At 31.7% G+C, this 25,512-nt stretch carries 23 protein-coding genes; 3 read left to right on the forward strand and 20 right to left on the reverse strand.

The window, feature by feature from the left end; translation table 11 throughout:
- Positions 1–292: 292 nt before the first annotated feature.
- Positions 293–1,213, reverse strand: a complete 921-nt coding sequence (locus BG261_RS10155; RefSeq protein ID WP_070793213.1) for a peptidase U32 family protein — start codon at positions 1,211–1,213, stop codon at positions 293–295.
- A 267-nt stretch (positions 1,214–1,480) separates the two neighbouring features.
- Between BG261_RS10155 and BG261_RS10160 the strand changes: the two genes are divergently transcribed.
- Positions 1,481–1,771, forward strand: a complete 291-nt coding sequence (locus BG261_RS10160) for a DUF3270 family protein (RefSeq protein WP_070793214.1) — start codon at positions 1,481–1,483, stop codon at positions 1,769–1,771.
- Between the two features lie 118 nt (positions 1,772–1,889).
- Here the strand turns inward: BG261_RS10160 and tpiA are convergent, their stop codons facing one another.
- From tpiA to BG261_RS10205, 9 genes are all read right to left on the reverse strand, one after another.
- Positions 1,890–2,648, reverse strand: a complete 759-nt coding sequence (tpiA, locus tag BG261_RS10165) for a triose-phosphate isomerase (RefSeq protein WP_070793215.1) — start codon at positions 2,646–2,648, stop codon at positions 1,890–1,892.
- Between the two features lie 235 nt (positions 2,649–2,883).
- Positions 2,884–4,035, reverse strand: coding sequence for a mannitol-1-phosphate 5-dehydrogenase (locus BG261_RS10170; RefSeq protein WP_070793216.1), 1,152 nt, complete (start codon positions 4,033–4,035; stop codon positions 2,884–2,886).
- Positions 4,036–4,064: 29 nt separating this feature from the next.
- A complete protein-coding gene (locus tag BG261_RS10175; RefSeq protein WP_070793217.1) occupies positions 4,065–4,502 on the reverse strand; it encodes a PTS mannitol transporter subunit IIA in 438 nt (145 codons plus the stop codon).
- A gap of 1 nt (position 4,503) precedes the next feature.
- Entirely contained in the window at positions 4,504–6,465 is a 1,962-nt protein-coding gene (locus tag BG261_RS10180) for a BglG family transcription antiterminator (RefSeq protein ID WP_070793218.1), read from the reverse strand.
- Positions 6,466–6,484: 19 nt separating this feature from the next.
- Complete coding sequence (locus BG261_RS10185) at positions 6,485–8,350, reverse strand: PTS mannitol transporter subunit IIBC (RefSeq protein WP_070793219.1); 1,866 nt, start codon at positions 8,348–8,350, stop codon at positions 6,485–6,487.
- Between the two features lie 166 nt (positions 8,351–8,516).
- Positions 8,517–9,338 carry a putative RNA methyltransferase gene (locus BG261_RS10190; protein WP_070793220.1) on the reverse strand — a complete coding sequence of 274 codons (822 nt, stop codon included), beginning with the start codon at positions 9,336–9,338 and terminating at the stop codon, positions 8,517–8,519.
- A gap of 128 nt (positions 9,339–9,466) precedes the next feature.
- Complete coding sequence (gene lplA / locus BG261_RS10195) at positions 9,467–10,453, reverse strand: lipoate--protein ligase (RefSeq protein ID WP_070793221.1); 987 nt, start codon at positions 10,451–10,453, stop codon at positions 9,467–9,469.
- Positions 10,431–11,297 (reverse strand): lipoyl synthase, encoded by an 867-nt coding sequence (gene lipA / locus BG261_RS10200; RefSeq protein WP_070793222.1) that lies wholly within the window; start codon positions 11,295–11,297, stop codon positions 10,431–10,433. Before lipA ends, lplA begins: the two co-directional genes overlap by 23 nt.
- Positions 11,297–11,536 (reverse strand): biotin/lipoyl-containing protein, encoded by a 240-nt coding sequence (locus tag BG261_RS10205; RefSeq protein WP_070788308.1) that lies wholly within the window; start codon positions 11,534–11,536, stop codon positions 11,297–11,299. Before BG261_RS10205 ends, lipA begins: the two co-directional genes overlap by 1 nt.
- 366 nt (positions 11,537–11,902) lie before the next feature.
- Here BG261_RS10205 and BG261_RS10210 point away from each other — a divergent pair, with 366 nt between their 5' ends.
- The gene (locus BG261_RS10210) at positions 11,903–12,361 is read left to right on the forward strand and encodes a hypothetical protein (protein ID WP_070793223.1); all 459 of its coding nucleotides are present in this window, start codon (positions 11,903–11,905) and stop codon (positions 12,359–12,361) included.
- Between the two features lie 65 nt (positions 12,362–12,426).
- On the opposite strand, the gene BG261_RS10215 is transcribed toward BG261_RS10210, so the two are convergent.
- The 4 genes from BG261_RS10215 to BG261_RS10230 all read right to left on the reverse strand — a co-directional run bounded on the left by BG261_RS10215 (position 12,427) and on the right by BG261_RS10230 (position 18,046).
- Positions 12,427–14,142, reverse strand: a complete 1,716-nt coding sequence (locus tag BG261_RS10215; protein ID WP_158007203.1) for an ATP-binding cassette domain-containing protein — start codon at positions 14,140–14,142, stop codon at positions 12,427–12,429.
- Position 14,143: 1 nt separating this feature from the next.
- Positions 14,144–15,751 carry an ATP-binding cassette domain-containing protein gene (locus tag BG261_RS10220; RefSeq protein WP_158007204.1) on the reverse strand — a complete coding sequence of 536 codons (1,608 nt, stop codon included), beginning with the start codon at positions 15,749–15,751 and terminating at the stop codon, positions 14,144–14,146.
- Positions 15,752–16,003: 252 nt separating this feature from the next.
- Entirely contained in the window at positions 16,004–17,212 is a 1,209-nt protein-coding gene (locus BG261_RS10225) for an ATP-grasp domain-containing protein (RefSeq protein WP_070793226.1), read from the reverse strand.
- Positions 17,213–17,308: 96 nt separating this feature from the next.
- A complete protein-coding gene (locus BG261_RS10230) occupies positions 17,309–18,046 on the reverse strand; it encodes a class I SAM-dependent methyltransferase (RefSeq protein WP_070793227.1) in 738 nt (245 codons plus the stop codon).
- A gap of 95 nt (positions 18,047–18,141) precedes the next feature.
- On the opposite strand from BG261_RS10230, the gene BG261_RS10235 reads away from it, so the two are divergent.
- The gene (locus BG261_RS10235; protein WP_070793228.1) at positions 18,142–19,014 is read left to right on the forward strand and encodes a helix-turn-helix domain-containing protein; all 873 of its coding nucleotides are present in this window, start codon (positions 18,142–18,144) and stop codon (positions 19,012–19,014) included.
- 50 nt (positions 19,015–19,064) lie between these two features.
- Here the strand turns inward: BG261_RS10235 and BG261_RS10240 are convergent, their stop codons facing one another.
- The 6 genes from BG261_RS10240 to BG261_RS10270 form a co-directional block, all read right to left on the reverse strand.
- On the reverse strand, positions 19,065–20,285 hold the full coding sequence (locus BG261_RS10240; RefSeq protein WP_070793229.1) for an MFS transporter: 1,221 nt from the start codon (positions 20,283–20,285) through the stop codon (positions 19,065–19,067).
- A gap of 385 nt (positions 20,286–20,670) precedes the next feature.
- Positions 20,671–21,882: an MFS transporter gene (locus BG261_RS10250; RefSeq protein ID WP_070793231.1), complete on the reverse strand. Its 1,212-nt coding sequence runs from the start codon at positions 21,880–21,882 to the stop codon at positions 20,671–20,673.
- 111 nt (positions 21,883–21,993) lie between these two features.
- The gene (locus BG261_RS10255; protein WP_070793232.1) at positions 21,994–22,458 is read right to left on the reverse strand and encodes a MarR family winged helix-turn-helix transcriptional regulator; all 465 of its coding nucleotides are present in this window, start codon (positions 22,456–22,458) and stop codon (positions 21,994–21,996) included.
- 455 nt (positions 22,459–22,913) lie between these two features.
- Positions 22,914–24,176 carry a CinA family nicotinamide mononucleotide deamidase-related protein gene (locus tag BG261_RS10260; RefSeq protein WP_070793233.1) on the reverse strand — a complete coding sequence of 421 codons (1,263 nt, stop codon included), beginning with the start codon at positions 24,174–24,176 and terminating at the stop codon, positions 22,914–22,916.
- Positions 24,177–24,247: 71 nt separating this feature from the next.
- The gene (locus BG261_RS10265; protein ID WP_070793234.1) at positions 24,248–24,856 is read right to left on the reverse strand and encodes a hypothetical protein; all 609 of its coding nucleotides are present in this window, start codon (positions 24,854–24,856) and stop codon (positions 24,248–24,250) included.
- Positions 24,853–25,404, reverse strand: coding sequence for a hypothetical protein (locus tag BG261_RS10270; protein WP_070793235.1), 552 nt, complete (start codon positions 25,402–25,404; stop codon positions 24,853–24,855). The genes BG261_RS10265 and BG261_RS10270 overlap by 4 nt, the downstream gene beginning before the upstream one ends.
- Positions 25,405–25,512: the final 108 nt, after the last annotated feature.

The following is a 25,512-nucleotide window of genomic DNA, read 5'->3' on the forward strand; positions in this document are numbered from 1 at the left end:
TTTTACTCCAATTTTCAAGATTAAAGTTTTCTTTTTAATAAAATACTTAGCTATTTGAAAAGGTCATTCAAAATAAGTATGACCAAACCTTTAGCGATTAGATGATAGTTATTATTAAGCATTAACTTTAGTTAAGTCAGAAATATGACTAGTCGCTAAAGCTTTTCTATTTGTCTAGCTTTCAGCTCCTATATTCCGTCCTTAACTCAGCACACAGCTCCAATCTTACGATTGGAGTTAATGAACTGTATGCTTTAGTTAAGTCAGAATATGACCAGTCGCTAAAGCTTTTCTATTTAATATCATCTGGGGCGAAGTCATAGAATCCACGTCCAAGTGTTCTTCCTTTTGGATGTAGTTTTCTAACTTCTTCATCAAGTTGGTATGCTTTATCTGCTGTAAATTTTCCAGATTCGATTAAAGCTCTTGCCTCAACGAATAATTTTGCTATTTCAACAAAATCATCACCTGGGCAATAAATTCCTTCTAATTTCCAGTTTACAAAATCCATATCAGTCAATTCTTTAAGAACAGGCATCATATCAACATCATCACTTGCGAAGATATGAGTTCCGTGATCATCTTCAAAAACTGAATAATGAGTCGTTTCATCTTTTGGTTCAGAAAGGAATAGTCCACGTTCGTAGGAATAATCTTCATCAGTTTTGATGAAATTATAATAGTTCTGTAAAAGAGGACGTTTAGTTTGATGAATAATTGTTGCTCCGTAAACTAAAATCTCTCCAGGGATATTTAGCTTTTGAGACATTGAAACTAATTCATCTTTTGGTAGTTCACGAGCTAATACTGCAGCATTTGCATCATGCTCAGCCCAGAAGTTAACTTGACGCGCACTTGTAACCATAGTTGATGCATCATAAATGTAGGGAAGATTATAACCATCTCTCTTCAATACAAATATCACACCAGTGTCGCCTACTGTAAGTTTGTCAACTTGAATATCCTGCAAAAAATCCAGATATTCTTTAATGTTTTTCATTTTTTCAGGATGCATTAAGGCATTTACTGCAACTGTAACAGTCTTTCCAGCCTCATGCGCAAGATTAGTAATTTCTCTAATCTCCTCCCATGTAAAGTTGTGAGGTAGACGAAGGCCATAAGTACCTTCTCCAATGTAGAGGGTATCTACCCCTGCATCTAATAATTTTTTTGCCTGCTCGATGCTCTCAGCAGTTGCCGTTATTTTTATCATTATATAGTCTCCCAAACCTTAATTATATCATGAATCGCGATTATGTAAAAAGTTTTTTAATAAATAAGTATTAATTTTCACATTAAATATTACAAATATTACGTTTTCAAAAACTTTCTGAAACTTAAATATCTGCTTTGTATTTATGTCTTGTAGAATACAGCATCGTTTCAGAAATATTACCGTAACAATTGTAAAGTTTTTTGTAACATTGTATTCTATATTTTTATGTTATGCTTAAATCACTAAATGAAGGGCCAATTAGTAATGCAAGCACATAAGGACGATAACTATTATTATAATCAAGAAGAAGAGCGCCCTCTAACAAGAGAATTTATTCCCAAAGAGGATCACGCTAAATACATGGATGCTAGATTGAAGGAAGTCATTTTTTTCGCTAAAATGTCATTTTTTTCAATTACCTTAGTTATTTTAAATTATCTTTTCATGATGATTTTACCAACTTTTGTATCAGTATTAGTATCCTTCATTATTACCTATTCTGTTTTTGAAATAAGCAGTAGGTTACTTAATTATAATAAACATAACAACGAATGACAGAAAGTTTTTCCACTTTTAGGTAAAACTTTTTTATTTGTCCTTAATAACATTTTAATACTGAAATAAAAAAACTGATAGATAAATTCTACCAGTTTTTTCGTATACAATTATGAGATTATTTTACAAAGTTTAACAATGCTAGGAATGATTCTGCTTCTAGTGATGCTCCACCAACTAAAGCTCCATCAATGTTTTCTTTGCTCATGTACTCATCAACGTTTTCAGGTTTAACTGAACCACCGTATTGAATACGTACTTTATCAGCTACTTCTGAACCATAAAGTTTTTCTACTGTAGCACGAACAACTCCACAAGTATCATCAGCAATTTCAGATGTTGCTGATTTACCAGTTCCGATTGCCCAGATTGGTTCATAAGCGATTACTAAATTAGAAACTTGTTCTGGAGTAAGATCTTTAAGTCCAGCAGTAATTTGTCCTTCAACCCACTCAGCAGTTTTACCAGCTTCAAAAGTTTCAAGAGTTTCACCACAACATAAGATTGGTGTTAAACCATTAGCGATGATTGCTTTTGCTTTTTTGTTAATATCTTCGTCAGTTTCGTGGAAGTATTCACGACGTTCGCTGTGACCGATAATAATGTATTGAACTCCAAGATCAGCAATTGCTGCTGGAGAATTTTCACCAGTGAAAGCACCTGAATTTTCCCAGAATGAATTTTGAGCAGAAAGTTTAAGTTCAGTTCCACGACTAGAGTAAGCCATAGGAGCTAAAAATAGTGCTGGAGCACCAATAACAGTATCTACTAATTCGCTTGAAGGAATATTATCTTTAACAGCATCAACAAATTCTTGAGCTTCTAATAAAGTTTTATTCATCTTCCAGTTACCAGCAATAATTGGTTTACGTGACATGTTTATACCTCTTTTTATTTTTTTAAGCTCTTAGTTAAAATTTTAACTAAGAATCTCTACATGAACATTTTATCACAAATAATTTAATTAGACTAACATAAAATGTATTATACCGCTTACAAAATATTAGTAATTTGTGTTACTTATTAAATCAAATAATATATAAATTCAAATAATTATTTGTAACTTTAATAATCCATAAAAAGGTTACAGAATAAGTAACCTTTTTAAAATATTATTTTTTATATTTTTCAACAACTTCTTCAATTTGTCCGATTAATTTTTCATCTGATAAACCAGTTACTTCCTTAATCACTTCAACAAGAGGAAGAGTTGTTAATTTTTCTTGTAATTCAACTGATTGAGGATCTTGTGGGTCATTGTAAGCAAATATCTTACCCACAACGTCCAAATGATTTTGGTAGCTTAAACCTCGTTCAGAAAGTTCTCTGATTGGACGAATAAATCTTTCATCATAACCTAATTTACGAATAGGAGTTCTTGCCACACGAGTAATTTCGTCTGAAATATGAGTATTAGCAAAACGAGAAATTATCTTTTCATGATATTGTTCTAAATCTTTTTCATCAAAATCCCATTTTGCGATTAATAATGTACGAGTTTCTTTTTGGACATTCTTAAGTGCATCAAGGACACGTTCATCTTTAAGTGCTCCATCAATAGTTTCAAAACCATAATATGCACCTGTATAGGCAACGGTAGCATGACCAGTATTTACTGAGAACAATTTTCTTTCAATAAATGGTTCAAGTGATGTTGCATAATGGACACCTTCAAGCTTAAGATTAGTATTCTTCATTTGGCTTTCATCAACAACCCACTCACTGAATGGTTCAACGACTACAAATAATGGATCTTCATGTTGTTGATTCGGAACAATTCTATCTACTGCTGCATTTGGGAAACCAACAAATTGATCAACAAAGTCAAAATCTTCTTCAGTCAAATATTCTTTAACTTTTTCAAAAAGAAATTCACTTCCACCAATCATATTTTCACAAGCAATAACATCAATAGGATTAATATTTCCTTCTTCACGACGTGCTTGAATTCCTTTTGCAATTAATTCTGCAATGAATGGTAAGATATTTGGACCAATAGCTGTTGTAATAATATCAGCGTCTTTTATTGCTTTTACAACTTCTTCAGGATTCTTTCCATTATTAATTCCACGAACATTATCTACTTTAATACGTTTTTTATCATCTTCTGCTAATTCAATTTCATATTCATGACGGTCATTTAAAGCGTCAATAATTTTTTCGTTTACGTCTACAAAGGCAATTTCGAAACCATTTTCATGGAGAATTTCTCCAATAAATCCACGTCCAATATTACCTGCTCCAAAATGTACTGCTTTTTTCAATTTGTTACTCTCTTTCTAATTGACCGATTTTATAGGTCAAAGTCAAAATATTCAACAATTTCATCTTTACTTTGTGCATCAGCAAGTTTCACGACATTATCAACATCAGCACAGAAGATTGAGATTTTCTGAATTAGATCTAAGTGTTCATTTCCAACACCTGCTATTCCAAATAGCACAGTAGCTACTTTAGGATCATCTTCAGTTCCGAAGTCTACACCTCTAGGAACTTGAACAATAGTAATCCCGCTCTTCTTAACTTCTTTCTTTGCAGCGTCAGTTCCATGAGGAATCGCAATGAAGTTCCCCATATAAACAGACAATTCTTCATTACGTTGAATCATTGCTGGAACATAATCAGGGGTTACGTAACCGCCTTCAACTAATAGCTTACCACAAAATTCAATAGCTTCCTCTTTTGAAGCAAAATTTTCATTTAATTTTACTAGGTTTTTGTTGATTTTCATTTCATACCTCATATTCTTTTAAACCATCAGTAATTATTTGATTTAATAACTGATAGATTACGTCATAGTTACCTGAATTATAAATAGTTGTATAGAGTTTATTTTCAATAATTGAACTTGATATTTTTCCAAGAAGATAAGATACAACTTCATCAGAATCTTCAGGAGCAATAAGTAAAAGTATTCTTGATACAGGCATCTTCTTTTTGTCCATACCCAAAAGTTCAACTTCTGTTTCCAAATTAAATATTTCAAAATCTGGACGCAATATATTATCACTTACAGCATGGAAAAGAGCCATTTTCGTTTCTGGAATACCGAACGGTGTTCTTACAAAACGATTTGCGATTACTTTCCCTACTTTTTTTTTATCTGTTACCGTATCTTCATCAATCGCACTTGTAACATTAGCTACGAGTGATTGAAAGTCTTTTTTGTTCTCTAAATTTGAAATCTTGAAATTCTCTAAAATTTCCGAACTAACCTTGAAAAACTCTTGGATATTTACAAAATTTCTCGAAGTTCTTCTTTGAATCCTACGACCAGACACCTTCTGTTGAATTTTTCTCAACTCTTTAGAAATATAGTCTATATTTTGCCTACTAAGCATCTCACCAAGTTTGATATAATCAAAATCAACTTCTAAATTATCAGTTGAAAAGATAACATCAAATCCTGAGAAATCGATCTGTCCCATTTGACTTGACTGAATAATGGAGATGTCCTTAATAAAGGGAAATTGTGTTTTGATACTTCGGCTTACAATCTCTGTTGTTACAAAACCGTTTGAAGTTATAAGTGCTGCAACTAGAGGCAGAACGCTATCACTTCTCTCAAGAGTTGATACAAAATGGAGTGTTATGTAGGCCACTTCTTTCTTCGAGAATTTCTTTTCAAAAACTTCGTTTAACAATTCATCTACGGCAGCAAATATTTTTTGATTGCTACTTTCAATTTCTTTTATCATTGATACATCATCACTTCTGTCAAAGAACGATGGTAAAAGCATGGTACTTCTTAAGTGAGCATTTAGTAAATCGAATAATTTTTCATCTCTTTCAAAATCAATTTGTAACTTTTCACTCATTAAATTGATAAATTTACTAATTCTATAAGAAAAGTCGGTATCAAATTTTTCTGTAAATAGGAAACTAGCTCCTCTTTCAAAATGTAAAATATCAGCAATATTAGAGAGATAGGCAATTTCTTTCTCAGAAATCACCTCATCCATCTTTTCAATTATTTTTTTTGTTTTATTTAATGATGCTTTGCTTGGTTGAACATTTGACTCTTCAATCTCATTATCATCAACAAGGCTTGCGACGAAAAACAATCGCCAGATAGCTTGTGTTTTATCACTAAAGTCCTTAAAGTCAATTCCCTGGAATGCACGATTTACCTTATCATAAACCGAATAGTCAATGAGATTTGCAACTTGATTTTTTTCAAGTTTTTTTTCAGTTAAATTGAAGATTTCAAATGGTTTAAGAACTTTTGAAAGGACACCAACCATTATTGATCTTTTAGTAAATTCTGAGGCTATAATGGATAAACCATTTTTTCTACTTAATTCAGCAGAATTGTAAGTTAACTCTTTTTCAATAGCCTGCAAATCATTACTTATTGTTGGCTGACTTGCACCAAAGTAGTCCATTAACTCAGTTAGACTTGTCCTTCCCTTAATTAGAATCAAGAGCTCGGCTAGCAATCTATCCTGAGCTCTCCATTCTTTCTGAGAATTCAAATCATCAAGAGCTTTAAGGTTTCCTGATAATAGATAGCCTTCATCAGTACGCTGAAGAATTATGTCATATTCAGCCAAACTATCTTGTAAATTTTGTAAATCTCGGTAGAGGGTACGTCTGCTGGTCCCAGTAATTGCAAGCATATCTTCAATTTTTAATACCTTTTTTTTCTTTTTAAAGGCGTCAATTAATTTTTGCTCTCGAACTGTGATTATCATAGCAGCTTACTCCTTATACTTATTTTACTCTACTTACTATTTTATCATATTCTGGAGTAGTAACGAGACTATCTACGTTCAAATGTTGAGCAGTTGGAGCATATTTTTCTGCAATTCCTGCATATTTATTTTGTGTTACTACTAAGATATTTGGAGCATTATATGCTACTAATTCAGAGAAATCATGATCTGAAATTGGAATAGCGATATTATTATGTTTGAAAATTGCTTTGAGTGTTTCTTTACCCATTGTTGAGCTTCCAACTTTTTCACCATGAGCGAAAACTACTTCATCAATTACATTTAAATCAACATCTGATGATGGTGCTTCTGTATACTTAACTACTGGGCTATTATCAATTCCTTTTCCTGAAAGTGATTCAATAATTTCATCATATTTAGGACTGTTAAGGAAGTTTGAAACTGCTACTCTGACTGAGCTTGGAGCCATTGTTGCTGCGCGTGGAGCTAATTCTTCTTGAGTTACTACTAAAGTATCTGCACTATCTTTAAGATTAGCGATTGCTTTATTTGTTACATCAATATTTAAGCCAGCTTTTTTAACTTTATCACGAAGGATACTTGCACCCATTGCTGAGCTACCCATACCTGCATCACATGCAAAGATAATATGTTTGATATGTCCAGTATCGCCTAATTCATCTACGAATGCTTGACCTGATTGAGCCATACCTTTAGAAACTGCTTTATCAGCAGCAACTGCTGCTTGTGCTGCTTCAAAATCATCTTCAGCAACATCTGATTTATCACGACGAAGAATTACTGCTGCTACTAAGAATGAAACTACTGTTGCTGATAGAACACCCATAATTACAGGAATAAATGTTCCTTTTGGTGTCATACCTAAAATTGCAATAATTGAACCAGGACTTGCTGGAGCACGAAGACCTGAACCAAGCATATTGTTAACTGCAGTACCAGTGACACCACCAGCAATTGCTGCAAGGAATAATGCTGGTTTCATCATTACGTATGGGAAGTAAATTTCATGAATACCACCTAAGAAGTGAATTAAAGCTGCACCTGGTGCAGTAGCTTTTGCACTACCTTTACCAAAGAACATGAATGCTAGTAAGATACCAAGACCAGGTCCAGGGTTAGCTTCTAGTAAGAATAAAAGTGATTTACCAGTTTGTTGTGCTTGCTCAGTTCCAAGAGGAGTTAAAATACCATGATTGATTGCGTTGTTCAAGAAAAGAACTTTTGCTGGTTCAATAAAGATATTTGCTAGCGGAATTAGATGGGCATTGATTAATGTATCTACTCCTTTAGCCATGAAGCTTGTGAGTGTTTCAACTGCAGGTCCAACTGCAATATTTGCGACTAATGATAATAAGAAACCTAGGATACCAGCTGAAAAGTTATTTACAAGCATTTCGAAACCAGTTGGTGTTTTAGGCTGAACCCAAGCATCGAATTTTTTGATAACCCATGCTCCTAGAGGACCCATAATCATGGCACCTAAAATCATCGGAACGTCTGGTGCCCTATTTGCTAAAGCATCAGCATATTTTGTTGCAAAATCAGCCATTTCAGGTTTTAGACCACCAATTGCAGAATAAAATCCTAATGATCCTTGAGTTGCAACAATAGCTCCAAATGTAGCAATAGCACCAACAACTCCACCACGATGTTCATAAATATTCTTACCACCAGTATAACCAATCATGATTGGAATTAAATACGTAAGCATTGGACCAACCATTAATGCAAATTTTGCATTAGGTAGCCACCCATCTGAGATAAATAATGCTGTCAAAATTCCCCAAGCAATTAAAATTGGGATATTTGGCATTACCATGTTAGAAAGTGCAGTTCCAAGTTTTTGAACTCTGACTTTCAATGAAACTTGTTCTTTTTCCATGAAAAGAATCCTCCTATAAATTAATTTTTAAATAATTTCCATACTTTTATTGTAACCCCTTACATTAAATAAACAATAAAAATCGTGACACAGAAATTTGTGACACGACCTAATGGACACAATCTTCGTCAAAATAAAAAAACACCCTTCAAAAGATGTTTTTTAATCATTTATAACTACCTATTAAAATCCTCACATTTACAGTTGCGGTTTTTGGTGGGTTATTTTTAACCTCATCTAACAACTCATCATCTACTTGCCATTCTAAAGGACTCATTTTTAAAAAATCATTTCGCTGTTCTTCAGGAATTTGAAATTCATAGTAAATTTCTTCTTCTGTAACTTTTGGAAATTCTTCCTTAAACTTAGCTACTACTTTTGAATTATCATAATCTAGCGGAAGCTTATATGCCTTACGTAGTTCTTGTAAGTAATATTTGTCAGGAACAACTTTTATAACTTGACCATTTTCTGATAGAACACGTCTGAATTCATCATAATTACTTGGAGTAAAAATGTTTAGGATATTATTCATTGAAGAATTTGCATATGGAAGTTTTGTCAAATCAGCGACTGCCCAAAAAGCTTCAATATCTTGGTTTGTTGCCAAATTTATTCCATCACGCGCAATATCAAAGGCAAAATTTTCACCTTCAAAATTAAGTAAAGAAAGATGCGATCCTTCTCCACACCCAACATCAAGCAAGGTTTTGCCTAAAAGGTTTTGCTTAATATATTCAAGGACTCCTTCGTACATTCCAGCTCTAATCATTCGGCCACGAGGCTCAAACATTTCCTTGGTATAGTTTTCCACAACTTTATGATTTAAAAAGTTAACAAATCCCTTTTTATTGATATCAAATTGATGACCTTTTTGACACCTAAGCGAGTATCTTGATAGGTCAAACAATGACTGGCAAAGGGGACAGGCTAACTTGTCTATGTTTTTTTCTAAAAAATTATAGGATTTATCGATTTTTTTCAGCATTATTTTTCCTCAATCTACTGCATACATTCAAAATAAATAGGAAATCAGGCCAAAACCCGACTCCCTATATGAATTTTATACTATATAATATTTTTTGTAAATGCTAGCATTGCTTACAAAATCTTTTTCTAAGAAAAAATACAACCTACAATGTCCTGAGCACTAATATCATGGATGGCTTCATCTTGTGACATATAAACTTGATCTAATTTTTCTTTGATAATCTCTGGAATTAGTGGTTTACCAACTAAAGCATTTTCTAACTGGTCAACATCATTAGCAGAGAAAAAATCACCATTTATTTTACAGTCTTTAATTGTTTCATTTTCAACATTTAAGTTAATTGTGATAAATCCACCCTTAAAACGCATTGTTTTAGAAATTGTGTAAGGAGGATTTTCACCAAAGTTCCATTCCCATGTAGAAAACTTATTATCAATTATTGATTGAATTTTCTTTTCGTCTTCTTCTGTTAATGTATATAAATCAGCACTTCCCTGAAGAAGAATATCTACAAACTTGTCATAAAATTCTTCAATTGTTAGTCTTTCAGGCAACTTTTCAATGATATTTGTTGTCCTTTCACGAACTGAAGTAATACCTTTTGACTCTAATTTATATTTTGGTGGGTTTAAGTAACGCGCCATTTTTGAAAAATCCATATCATAAAGAAGTGAACCGTGATGTAATGTATAGCCATTCTTATAGGTTTGAGCATTTCCAGAAACCTTTAAGCCATCAATAGTTAAATCATTTCTACTACTATACTTTACTTCTACACCCATTTTACCAAGTACTTCGATAATTGGATCCATATAGCCAGCAAAGTCAATCTCTCTCTTAGGTACACGTTTAATAAATGAAAATTGGAAACCATCTAAGTCGGTATAGATTGTTCCACCACCAGTATTACGACGAACTACTGCAACACCATCTTCTTTTACCGCTGGTAAATTGATTTCTTGGTATACATTTTGGTAATTACCAAGCATTGTTGTAGGTTTAGTACGCCATAACATAAATACTGTTTCGTCGAAACATTTTTCCTGCATCAAATATTCTTCTAAAGCGAAGTAATATGCTGCACTTTGCTCATCCGACTGTATGAATATCATTTAAAACTCCTCTTTGATAAGCTTCAAGTGCCTTGTATGAACTTCTTACAGCTGGTGAACTTGCAACAAACTTAAATCCTTTTTTCATCCCAAGTCTGCGATAAATACCAAATTTTCTCATTGATACGTATTCTTCAATAGGATAATGTTTTTCAGATGGTTGTAGATATTGACCGATTGTTAAGAAATCAACACCTGCAGCTATTGCATCTTCCATCATTTGTTCAACTTCATCATCTTGTTCCCCGATACCTAGCATGATACCAGTTTTTGTAAAGATTTCAGGTGCTTGTTCCTTGATATAAGTCAATACTTCAAGAGAGCGTTTATAAGTTGCACGATGACGAATTTTTGGACTTAGTCTTTCCACAGTTTCTAAATTATGATTGATAATTTCAGGACCTGCAGCAATTACCGCATCAAGACTTTCCTTGTTACCCATAAAGTCAGGAATTAATACTTCTACAGTTGTATTTGGACTAACTTCTTTGATGGCTTTAATAGTTTGAGCAAATTGGAATGCCCCTCCATCAGGTAAATCATCACGCGCAACACTTGTAACTACTACGTGATTTAACTGTAGTTGGCTACTTGCTACGGCAACATTCATTGGTTCATGTGGATTAACAAGTTCCATACCACCAAAGTTTACATCACAAAAACGACAGTTACGAGAACAGTTTTTACCAAGAATCATAAAAGTTGCAGTTCCACTTGAAAAACATTCTCCAAGGTTAGGACAAGTTGCTTCCTCACATACTGTATTTAACTGTAGACCTTGCATAAGGTCATTCATTTTAGTTGTTTTTTCGTAATTAAACCTTACACGAGGTTTTTCAACCATTAATCAACCTCCATTTCAGCAATTACTTGGTCAACCTTTACAGTATCGCCTTCTTCAGCTTTGATTTCTTTTAAAACTCCAGCAAGAGGTGATTCAACTTCAATAATAGTTTTTTCTGTTTCAACTTCGTATAATACTTCGTCAAGTTCAACTTCTTGACCAACTTTTTTATTCCATTTAACGATTACACCATCATTAGTTTTTGCACTAAGCTTAGGGAAAAGAACTTCTTTAATCATTTACTGACCTCTTTCTCAATATATAATAATCCAATATTAGTTTAATTCTAAATATAATTCTATTTAAGCGTTTTCAATTAAAAAAGTCTAGAGATTTGTCTCTATCTGTTCTATATAATTTCCACTATTCAGTAACAAATTAACATTTCCTCAAAAATGTAAAACATCTTTGTCATTATTGATGTGTATGGAGTTACAAGCTTTAAAACAAAAATACTTTTTTATGCAAACTATAATAACAAATTCTACTGTACTAATTATTTATTAATCTAAAAATATTTATTCATATAGGACTTTGTACCTATTGCTCTCTAATAAATTTTCAATTAAAATTAAGTTAACAAAATACTCATGGAGGGTAACAAAATGAAAGCAAAGAAAATTATTCCAATTCTTCTACTAACAACTCTGGCTGGTATTAGCCTCGCTGCTTGTACAAGTAAGAAGAGTAATGACAAACCAATTGAAACAAGTACTAGTACTAGCACTAGTACGACTACACAAGAGTCAACTAACGAGTCAGAAGGTACTTTCACAGCAGTTATTGATGGTGATGTGAGCCAAAATGAAACTGTTGATAAGTCATACCGCTTCTTGCTAAAAGATGTTGATTCTACTGACGATCCAAACGATATCCTACCAGTGATGAAGAATAATGGAGTTGTCCTCAATCTTGAGAAGAGCCAACTACCTGATGACTTTAAAATTGAAGACTATAAGGATGGACAAAAAGTTAAATTCATAATTAAAGGATTGGCACCAATGACTGCATCTATCCCACCACAAGTGGCTGGAAATGCAGTTAAATCTTTAGAAAAAAATTAATAAAATCTCTTATAACAGGAAAGAGATGTAAAAAGAACATGATTTTCGGTCATGTTCTTTTTCTTTTATATATTTTGATAACGTGAAGCCTGAATTGAATATAAATGATTGTAATCCTCTGATTCTTTCATGACCTGTTTATGACTTCCACGTGCTTGTATTCGCCCATCTTTCATAAACCAAACTTCATCAGCTTTAGTAGCTGCACTTAATCGATGTGAAATTAAGAAAATAATTTTTTGACCTCTTAGTCTAGCAATGGAATCATAAAGTTCTTTTTCTTTTTCTATGTCAAGAGCTGCTGCTGGTTCATCTAAAATTAGAATATCACGGTCTTGATACAATGCTCTAAGTACTGCTACTTGTTGAGCCTGTCCTCCTGATAATTCAACATAATCATCATCAAGCTCTTTTCCCAAACTATCATTAATATCAAAAGTTGTATTCCAATTCAACTTATTAATGTCAGATTCAATGCGATCCTCATCGATTTTATTCAAACTGCAAGCTATATTTTGCTTTATTGATAAATCATTGATAAGAGTAAAATCTTGATAGACACTCGAAATATTTTTAAATTTGGATCCATACATTTTTAATTTCTTATAGGATAATTGACCTATTTCAGGCTGGTACAATCCTGATATCAGTTTAATAAGTGTTGATTTTCCTGCTCCATTTTCTCCAATGACAACAATTAACTTCTTATCATCAACTTCGAAATTAATCCCCTTTAAAATCTTATGATTTTTGTAACCAAAGGACAGATCTTTAGCGATTAAAGATTCTTCTGAAACTTGACTCGCTTCCTCCTCAACTGCTTCAATATCTAAAAATTCAAGTATTGGGCTTGCATATTGTGAATATCGCCAAAAGTCAACAATACTCTCTGTAATCCCATTGATGGCTAACGAAAATTTTATGATACTTGCAATTGATATATTAAAAATAGCAAGATCTATTTTCCCTTCAAAGAAGTTCCTCGCAGAAAATAGGACAATAAGCATAACTGAAAAATTAGCAATGAAATCAGAGATTGCAATTCCTGCTCCTTGCCTTTGATAAAAGTCCTTAAATTTAAGGTTAAACTGCTTACGAATTTTTTTAAATGAAGCTGACATAAATTCTTCCATATGGTTTACTTTTATATCCAACATTTTATTTTTATCAAAAGGAAACATCTCATAGTACCAAAAGCGTCTATTTATTGGGGCTAGTTCTTCATAAAATTTATCATCTTTTTGAGCAAATTTTATTTTAATATAAAAATTTAAAAATGAGCAAACTAGAAGTACGATACCAAGAAATGGAGACATACTGGTAATTACAGCAATTGTTGTAATAATTACTACAAGATTTTCAATACCATTTGTTATGGCTTCAAGTAAATTTTCAAGGCAATATTGATTTCTGAGAGAAAATTCTGCTTGTTCTTGCAAGATATAAAAACTTGGACTCTCTAATTGACTGAAACTTACTGACATCGATTTATCAAGAAGCATCTTTTCCAAATTCATGATATAAGCATGGCGAAATTGCTGCATTTTTGAATTTATCAAGGTTTTTACTAATTTAATTAAAACTATAATAACCAATAAAATTATAAGCCTGTTAATTTCTAGTTTATTTTGTAAGACAAGTGTCATCTTTCCTACTAAATCTAGAATGACTAAGGTTTCAAAAACGCTCAAAATTATCTCAAGTACGAGTGCAAATAGAAAAGTCTTGTTAGCCTTATATGAATGAGCCAAAAGTTTCAAACTTGTTTTAATATTTTTCAATTTATTTAGCCTCACTTTCATACATACTACTTGCTAAATCCCTTAAATGACGGTAGTAGTCCGACCTTTTAATAAGTTCATCATGACAACCAATATCTTCAATCTTATGGTTCTTTATGACAATCACCTTATCAACAATATTTGAAACGGCAAGTCGATGCGAGATTACAATGAATCCACGTTCCTTACTTTCTTTCTCAATTCTCTCATAAAACTCTATCTCTTTTGAAGGATCAAGTGCTGATGTCGGTTCATCCAAGACAAGCATTCCTGCATCTTGAACCAGGGCACGTAGAATTAAGAGTAACTGCTCCTGACCGCCTGATGGTTTAAAGGCGTCATCGTAGAAATCCTGCCCAATATTAGTTGTTAAATCAATTAGCTGACCATCTTTCTTAAGAGTATTTTCTGCAAAATAACTTCTAGCATACTCCACTTTATCTGAAGCAAGACTATCTTCATTAAAAAACAGATTATCTCCAATACTTCCTGCAAAGAGTAAAGAATTTTGGAAAACTGATGAAAAATATTCCAGTCTTTGATCTGCAGTAGACGGCTTGTTATTAATCAAAATTTGTCCTTCGCTAGGGTCAAAAAGCCCAATTAAAAGTTTTATTAAGGTAGTCTTCCCTGCCCCATTTTCTCCGATAATACCAAGTTTATCCTGAGAATTTATATTGAAATTCAGATTATCCAGAACAATATTTTCGCTTCCAGGATATGCGAATGAAACATTTTTAAACTCAATATCAAATCCTTCTAGCTTATTAACCATTTGGCTATCATTGTATTCTTGACCACTATTATCAAGCGTAGCATCATAATCTGTAAAAAGTTTTGCATTTTTATTGAGATCAGCTAATGTTTCCAGAACTTTTTTAAACATTGTTTTAAGTAAAATATACATACTAAAAATCAGGAAAATTAAAGCAAGAGATAGCTCATTTCGACTTAGATAAAGAATATAAAGAACTAATCCATCATTTAATACTTCAATTAGAAGAGATAAGATTGCAAGGACTGTTGCTAAATTTGTACGACGATTAATAATATCTTTTGCTGCTTTTGCTAACTCTTCATATCTCTCTAAAATTATTGGTTTAAGTGCAAATGTTCTAATATCTTTTCCATATGAATTATCTGTTGTTATTTCCTGAAAGTATTCTAATTTCTCACCGATTTGACCATTCTCAAGATCAGTATCAATATCAAAATCATTCAATTTTTGCTTGATAGGAAAGCTCAAGCCTGTAAGTATCAATGTCAAAAGTACAATAAAAATATTATTTTTCCCGATTGTAACCCCACTTATTATGACTAAAAATAAATAGGGAAAGAGATAGACCATATCAATAATTACGTTTTGATAACCAATGTTGTCGCCACCAAAAAAATCTATAGCTCTATTAAGTGTTGACATGAAGTTATTATCTTCAAAATATTGATATTTACTTTTATAAGTTTTATCGACTAGTGACTGTACTTGTTCCATACGACTTTTAAAGGCAAGATAGACTATTTTCTGCCCCAAAATATCTGACATAAATTTACAAATAAAAATGATTGCATAGAATAATAAAATAATTCCTGTAAATTTAGTGAAATTCATATTTTTTTCTTCTAAAAGCGATAGTATATACCCAAAAGAGTAACTATCGAGAAAATAAGCAATAATGAATGCCAGATAAAAAATAAGCAGGATACAAATATTCTGCTTAAAAAAATCTTTGATTTTCTTTTTCATAATACCCTCCGTAATGTTGTATATTATATCATTAAAAGTTATTATTTTAAAAATAAATATTAAAATCAATAAAAAAACTTTACTCAGATGGTAAAGTTTTTAAATATATTAAAGTAATCAAACAATCAAAGTATTATGTCTTACAAACCTATCAACATAATCAAGGCCTGACAGTATCTCTTCTTCGGTTTCACCCTTTAAAGTTATTCTACATATTGCTTGAACGCTACTTTCGTGTTTTTTATATTCACGACCAACTTTTGCAAACATCTTTGTATCAATGACATCAAACTTTTGACTTATAAGTTCCATATTATCAGGTAGACTAACAAGTTTACCGATTCCAGAATTTACAAGAATGAAACCATAATGAGAGCTATTATTCTTTTCAAAGACTGAAATTTCATCATAGTCACCTATCTCTGCTAAAAGACTTGCTCTAACAGGGTCAATACCATACTCATCTCTGACTATATCATGTACTCCTCCACCGCCTAAGCGAGAAGCTATTTCTAAGAAATAAATATCTTCTCCATCAAAGAAGACTTCCAAATGAAGTAAACAATCTCTTGGTACTGGAATCCTCTCAATTAGTTCTTTCAAGTAGTCACTAAATATCACTTCATCTTCCCTATCAAGTTGGATACTTGCTGTAGATTTATTTTCCAAATGAGCCAAGGTTGGATATAGATATCTCGATGGTTTAACATAGCGTAATTCATTGTTAGCAATAAAGCCATCAATATGATACAAATCACCTTGAATAAAATTCTGAATTATAAATTTTCCAGCGTGGAAATCAATATGACCATATTTTCTGATTTCATCTTCACTATTGATTTTGTAAGTTTCCATAGTTCCTGCTCCATCAATTGGTTTAATAATTAATGGATAACCATTCTTCTTTCCAAAGCTAAAAATATCTAATATGCTTCCAAGTGATTTTGTGATAGGTGCGTTAAATCCATTTTCCCTTACAATTTTATTCATTACTAATTTATTTCTGAAAAATGTTGCACTATCTATATTTTGGCCTTCAATTGAAAAGTATTTGCGAAGATTTGCGGCTACGTCAATATCAAACTCGTCAATAGCAAATATTCTTTGGCAAGGAGTATTCTCCATTATAAGCATCGACTTTAAGATAATACTATTTTCAGACCATGAATCAATGACATAAATTGAAACATTTTCCCCTAAATCTTTATAGGATTCTTTTACACGTTCTGGAACAATTATGTGGAACTCATGTTCCATTTTATCTAAGCCCCATTCATTCATTTTAATATATTTTGCACTCATTTGTGATAAAATCAAAACCTTCATATTTCTCTCCTTTTAAAAAAATATATTTTTATTTTTATATCTATCATACATGGATGTAGAAATTTGAAAGTTTTTTGTACACTTTAGTCACATAATTTATGCCTTAAAAATTAAATGATGGAAAAATGCGATATTTACAAAATCTGAGTTTTCATATGTTTTTCTTTCTAGTTCCAACATGTTATCATACCATTCATCTGTAAATTTAACTTCTGTATTCGATGACAGTCCGTAAAAGATCCTAAGTCCATAAAGGGAATTTTGTTTAAGGCCTGCTCCACCTAGAATATCTTCCAGAAAATGATTTTCGTATTCATTAATGGTGCCAAAATTTTCTGATTTCTTTTCTTCACCATTAAGTAGATTCAGTGCTTCTTTGGGATTATCCTGTAAGACTGCTTGAGATAAGATTGCTCCTTTGGGATTATGTTTAACAATAGAAATCTTTCCACCAGTATTCAAAAGATTTACTAATAATGAAAGAATTCCTTTTTTGTCGCTTACATATTCAAGTACATTGTGGATTACAATAAAATCAAACTTTTGCTTTTCTTCTTTCATGACATCAATAAATCCATCTAAGTCACCTGTTAGTTGGCGAAAATTTCCTTCATTAACTGAATAAGATATCATCTGAGAGTTTGGTTCATATGCAATAACTTCATGATTTTTAGCAAGATGCTTAGCTGTAAATCCAAGTCCACTCCCAAAGTCTAAGACTTTTGCTCCTGAAGGTATATTCTTATCAATTTGTTCAAATAAAAGTTGATAAAACAATTTTCCCCAAGGCATTTCTGTCATATCTTTATAGTACGCTTCCACATTAATTGTCATTTATTCACTCCTCTTTTCTTTCTTTTTTTTATGATACAATAAAAAAAAGAAATTCAATTTTTTTGTACACACTAATCACACTTCAAGGAGAAAATATGCGCTGGGATATTGGTTCAGTTTATAAAGATATAAGAAAATCTAAAAATCTATCTCAAGAAGAGATTTGCGGAAATACAATTTCAAGGACTACTTTATCAAAATTTGAAAATAATAAGCTTGTACCATCCTATCAAACAATGGAGTTTTTGCTGAGACAAGTGAATGTCAGTTTCCAGGAGTTTAATTTTCTATGTAATAAGGATGGAAAAGATAAACGGCAAGAGATTTTCAATGAGTTTAAAACTATAAATAGTAGTAGTGAAATTGATAAGTTAAAGACATTAATGTTTAAATGTGAAGAATTACTAAAGACGGAGGATGATTTAGTAATTAAAAACTATCATCGCATCCTTACATCATACCTAAATATTTCCTTGAACAATAATAGTATCTCTGACCAATCTAAAGAATTCGTTTCAGAGATATGGGATGATTTAAAATCAATGGATACATGGTATTATAATGATTTATTTATTATCAACTCAATAATTCATCGCATTCCTATATCTACTCTTCCTGAAATCATTAAGCCGATATTAGAGAGCGCAGATAAATACAAAAATTATAATAATAATAGTTTAAACATTTTGCGAGTCTGCCTTTTTCTAAATATGTCTACTCTTTATTTACAAAACAATATGATTAAAGAATGTATTGAAATTACTAATCTCGGCTTAGATTACGCAAAAAAACTTAAAAATTATTATTACTTATCATACTCATGGGTTAGACTGGGTCTATGTCAAGGAAATAAAAAGATGATAGAAAAAGGAATTAGTCTTGCTGAACTTACTGAAGAACCTGGCTTATTGAAGGAAATGCTTGATGAAGTTGAATACTATAGTGATAAAATTACTCCAGTTTCATAATATATTAAAACTCCCACCACAAAAGTGAGAGTTTTTTTACAGGAATTTATTTACTTTTCTGATGATAATCTCTCAATCAAAAAGATAAAGATTATACTTATTATTATCATTACAATACCAAGAAAAATAAAATTATTTGGATTGTTAGCCTTCAAGAATGCTGAGAAAACTAAGCTTCCAATGGGCATAAATAAAACTGCAACAGTAAATATTATTGAAAAGACTCTTCCTAAATATTCTGTATCAACTTCTGATTGTATTTTTGAGAAAAATTGAATATTAAAATTTGATAAACAGAAGGAGAATATTGCAACTATGATAAAAATAACTGGGATGCTCTGAAAATATTTAAAAACTATTCCTAATAAAGCTAGTAACAAACCATTTGCAGTGATAAAAGCGATTATCTTTTTCTCACTAAGCTTTTTATTAAAGAAACTGCTTAATAAGGCACCAGCAATTCCACCCACGGCTTCTGCTGTTAGAATAGTTCCATATATATTAACATTTGATCCATTAAACATTCTATCTGTAAAAGGAATAATTAAATTATAACCAGCGAGTAAAAAATTACAAAAAGATGAAAGAGCAATTAAATAAAAGATTTTTTTCCTCGAATACACATAGATGAATCCTTCCTTGATATCATTTACAAGATTGGAAAGAGAAAATTTTTTCTTTTCAGCAAGAGTAACTTCAACGATTGGAATTACTGCCATTGTAATCAACCCCGATAAAATAAAACTTGTACCATCAACAAGAAGGGCCCCTCTCATCCCAGCTTGTTTATAAATAAATACAGCAATAAGTGGTCCTAATACCTGGGTTATTCTTGATGAAGTTTCAAGTACAGAATTAAATTTTTGAATATTATCTTTTTCAATAACTTCTTTGACAATTGATTTATATGAAGGTCCAGATAGACAGTCAAATATTGCTAAAACAACATTAGCTAAAACAATCAAATATAATAAATACTTTGCTTGACTTACAAAAAAGGAAAGCAATAAACAAAGTATTCCACTTAAAAAGTCAGTAATAATTATTATTTTCTTCCTGTTAAACCTATCTGCAATAACACCTCCAAATAAGTTGAAAATAATGCTTATAATACTTTCTGATGCCTGATAAATTCCAACAAATGCAAGGCTACCATTACTCTTACTTGCAAGATAAGTGACATTTGAATAATCAAAAACAATATTACCAAACCTTGAAATGACCTTTCCTGCCGAAATTGCTAGGGTATTCTTTTTTTCTATTTTATTCATAAAACATTCTCCTTTCGATTGTTTATATGGTACAATAGAAAAAATTAATTTGAGATTTTTGTACACACTAGTCACTTTTTCTATTTATGTTACATATTGAAATGAATTTGAACTATAATATAATTGAGGTAGATATAGGCTATTCTGATGAAAAATAAATATAAGAAAATAATTTTAGCGGTCATATTTGGGTCATTACTTGGTATTGCTATTGAATATATATTTAATTGAGATTTTAGAATTTCTGGTCTATCATACACTTTGGGCATAGCAATAATATTGTTAATAAGTGCAAAATTAAAAGATAGAAAATAGTTTTCAAAATTAGATAATAAGTAGAAAAAAGCTTTTCCTTTTTGAAAGGAGAAGCTTTTTATAATATATTTCATTTACCCCTTCTAAGTATAATTACAATAAAAGCGATGAAAAGTAGCACTGCTCCCATAATTGCTGGTGCAGAGTGACCTAGTAGGATATAGATTTGTCCTGCAATTAGCGGTCCAAAAATTCTTGTTAGAGACTGAATAGATTGAACTCCACCTTGTACTCGGCCTTGCTCACTTGCTCCAACTGATTTGGAAAGTAGACCATTAAACGATGGACCGAATACTGAGTCACCAAAGCCATATATAAAGACTCCAACTACAAGTATTACAGGAATTGCTGTGATAATTGAAATTGCCATTAAAGTATAGCCAATCACTTCTGCAACAATACCAGTACTTGCAATTTGTTTGTCAGACATAAATTTTAACATCTGAGGCATAATAAGACTTTGTGAGATAATGTCTTGCAAGCCCATAATTGAAAACATTAGTCCGATAAGGGCTGGATTCCAGTTAAATGTATCAATAGAAAATTGTGAGAATACGGCTTGAATTGAAGCACTTGAAATCCAGAGTAAAGTTGCTGCTAACAGTAATCTTTGAATTGTAGAGATTGAGAATATATATTTTAATTGGCTGAGTGGATTGAATTGACTGATGGATATTTGTCCACTTCTATTTTCAGATTTAAGACTTTCTGGCATATAGAAATATCCATATAGAGCATTCAGAAGTGCTAGTAAAGAACCGAAGAACATTGGTGCTGAGTTACCGAATTGAGCTGAGATTAGACCACCGAGAGTTGGGCCTAATATTGTCCCAACGCCGACAATTGCACTTACCCACCCAAAGTATTTTGTACGTTCTTCAGTGGGAGTTATATCAGCAAAATAGGCAAATATTGTACCGATACTGCCTCCTGTGATTCCTTCAATTATTCGACCTAGAAATAGAACCCATAAGGCTCCACCAAGTCCAAAGATGAAGAAGCCAAGTGAGGCTCCAAGTAAACTGATGAGTAGAATTGGTCTTCTACCATATCTATCACTCATAGCTCCAAGAATAGGTCCTGAAAAGAATGTACATACTGCATAAATTGAGGTAAGAAGTGTGACTATTAGAGCTTGACTTGATGCTGACGAAACATAAGGGGCTACTAAAAAGGGAATAACTGGCATGACAATACTGAAACTGATACCAATTAGAAAAACTGATATGAGTCCAAAGACCAGTGAGTGTTTGTTGATTTGTGAATTGTTATTTGTATTCATGATTATTATTAGTCCTTTGTTAATATTGTTTCCTAAGAAACAACTATATAGTAATCTTTTTTAGTTTCCTTGTCAACAATAATAACTATAAAAGAAAAAATGCAGAATTAACTACATTTCAAGCCCTGACTTCTCGATTTCTTTATCTAGATGTCCACTATACTTTTCCATGATTTCAATGATTCGTGCGTATTCCTGGTCAGTTACATCTTCAAACACTTGTTCGTCCCTTTTCTCAAAGGAGTCATGTAGTGACTTATGAGTATCAAAAACTTCTTGTCCCTTATCTGTTAGTAGAAAGTACACTTCCTTTTTATTATCAGACTTTTTAACAGTTTCAATTGCACCTTTGGCAATCAGTTTTTTAGATATTTTACTGATAGCACCTTTGGTCATGTATAAACCTTGAGCTAATTTTGTAACATTTGCTTGATTATTTTCTCCAATAAACTCAATCACATGTACTTCAGAAGGTGTATATTCACTAAGCTCTGAAGCCATTATTGATGCATTTAGCATTGCCATTTTATTAAAAACTTGGCGTATTTTTTTCGATGCTTCTTCTTTTTTATCCAAAATGACTCACCACCTTTTGTTCTTTATCTATATTGTATAGCCTTTTTGTTTCCTTTTCAATGAAAATTTTATAAAAGTAAAAAGATGCATGAATTTGTTAAATGACATACACCTTTATTTTTTTATTTATTATGAATCTGCCATGCTTGATACATAATCACAATTATCAAGATTATGTAGCAATAGGATGGAATCACAGTATTCCCCGAAAATAGTTGAATTAAAGCTGCCACCACAAGCAAAGTCAAACTAAAAGAAATTGGTACATATGATAAGTGATTTTTCACCCACCATGGATATGAAGGTGTTAAAACCACAAGTAATAATATTATTATACATATTAAAAAAGTCCCCATAACTGTCTACCCACAATATTCTTCTAATATTTCATATATTCTATTCTTATAAAGAAAGACTTTATCCAAATTAATAAGTATAGTTTTTTATCCTATTACTTATTTTCTATCTAGTTCTTTAAGTCCTAATACTTGTCGTCTTATTATATCAAACATGTCATAGACTGCTCGTTCTTGATTATCCAAGTGGTCTTTTGCATATACTCTTGAGTAAACTATTGTTTCTTGACCTTTTCTTGAAAAAGCCAGTTGGAAAGATTCTTCCTGGTATTTATGAATATCTTCAACTTCACCATCGCTTCCAAATACAAATACACAAATATCTGCACCGCTTAATTGTCTCGTTTGATCTGCTAAAGTCTTAGCTACTTCTCTTTTTTCTTCTTCTGACTTGACCTTATCAACTGATTCATAAACTGCCACATCAGCCATGAATCCTTCAAAGAGTTCCAAATAGACTTCATTAAATCGGTCTACTTTTGAGATTTTTTTCTTAAAAAGTTCATTAGTTCCAAGTTCAACAGAAGAAAGTGTCAACTCTCTATCTTTCAATAAATCATAAACTGCTTCTTCTAAACTATAATCATCCCCATAACCATAGAAATAATCTCCAACTAATGCATTTATCTTTTTCTCACCCTCGTCGAGCAGACTATCAACTTCTGCTTGATCTTCTCCGTTTGCTGTTAGACGAATTGTTGGTTCTTGCTTCTTAGCATACGTAGCAATAGTCGGATTTGTTTGATTTTCAATTAAGTCATCTAGAATTGTTGAAAGGCGTGACTCTCCGATACCATAATAGCGTAGAACTCTTGAAGTTATTATCTGATTTTCAAAATATGCCTTGTTGAAAAATGGTTCAACATATTTTTCAAACATTGGTTCAAGTTCCCATGGAGGTCCTGGCAAAAGCAAGTAGTCGGCATGATTCTTTTCTTCATCTTGATAAAATGACCCTACGGCAAATCCAACATCATTTTTTACAGGATGACCGCCTTCTAGGTATTGAGCCTGAAGTTTATTATTTTCAGCCATTGGTACACCTGAATTCTTATGCCACTTAACAACTTTATCAAGTGCCTCATCGTCGGTAGCTAGCCCTACACCTAAATGTTTGGCTGTTGCTTGCTTGGTCATATCATCCTTAGTTGGGCCGAGTCCCCCTATTAATATGATTAAATCTGCTCTAGTATCGGCAAGAGTTAAAGCTTCCTCCAAGCGTTCAAAATTATCTCCAACAATTGATTGATGATAAGTTTCAATACCTTTTTCAGTTATTTTTTTAGCAATAAAAGCCCTATTGGTGTCCACTATCTGACCTAAAAGTAGCTCTGTCCCAACAGATATAATTTCAGCAATCATTTTCAATTCTCCTATCAGTTTCTTGGCTCTATTCTACCACTTGAAACATGATTTGTAATATTTAAAAGTGCCTAGTTATACAAATTTTTAGCATTTTCAATATCGCCAATCAATAAATATTGCTCATCTTTTTCAAAAACAAAGCTTTCAAAATCATCTAAATAATAACCTTGGCAAAAAAGGTAATCTCCTTCATAGTGGTCAATGAAATAGTCTAATATGTAATTATTTTTCTCCTCAACTTGATTTAAGGAAATTTCCTTCAGATAGAATAACCATGAATCATAAGTTTCTTTTGCTTTTAACATTTCAATTTCTTTTTTATAAAGATCTTCACTATAGTCTTCTATTTTTATCTGAAAAAAATAATCAAGTTCAGATTGATTTTCAAAAATGAAAATTGATGATTCAGATAATCTTGAAATATTAATCCAACCAATAACCTTTTTATCACTGTCTTTAAAGTATTCAAGTCTATCTTCTAAAATTTTGATAAATTCACTTGCCAGCTTCAAAACATACGACCTGTGTTTACGACGTTTGTATGTATCATCTAGAACTTCCGCAACAAAAACTTCATCGACTAAATAATCATTTTTCATCAATTCTAAATTTTCAAAAGCAGAATTCCACCTTCTTTTAAAATCCCTAGTTTTCTTATTATAAATACGTCTATTCACTTCCTCACCTTATCAATAACTTTTCCCCTAACTGATACAAGTTCAATTTTTGCGATTTTCTTTTGTTTGATTTTTAATTTTGATAGTTTATCTAGATTATCATAGAGTGCGAGGAAATTAATATTATTCTTTTTAGTAATTTTTTCTATCCAACCTGAACGTGTATTATCATCATTAAAATCCTTATCATTATTTTTAGCTTCAATGGTGACAAATATTTTCTCTTTTATTAAATTATTTAAAATGTTTGTTAAATCTTGCTCGGTATTTGTTTGAAGAAGCTTGTTTTGAATTGTTAGTTTATAAGGATTATAGAGATTATTTTTCTTATTATAAGAAATAATTTTTTTGTATAAATCAATGTATTTTGATTTTTTAATAAATCTTTGTTTTTTATTTTTTCGTGCTATAAGTATTGATTCAAGTCGACCTGACAAATCAACTGATTCAAAGATAATAAATTTATCATTTTCTTCCAGTATATACCCTAGTGAATAGTAATGGTTTTTCTTACTATCATGAAATTCTACTAGTCTAGTTTTTCCCATGCTACTTCCCCCTTTTTCTTGATTATAGCAAACATTATTTTCAAAATCACAATAATATCATAGATGGTAGCTCTAAATTCCCAAATGGAAAAAGCGCAGATTTCTCCG

The sequence above is a fragment of the Floricoccus tropicus genome (genome assembly GCF_001832905.1).
In the GTDB taxonomy this organism is placed as follows: domain Bacteria; phylum Bacillota; class Bacilli; order Lactobacillales; family Streptococcaceae; genus Floricoccus; species Floricoccus tropicus.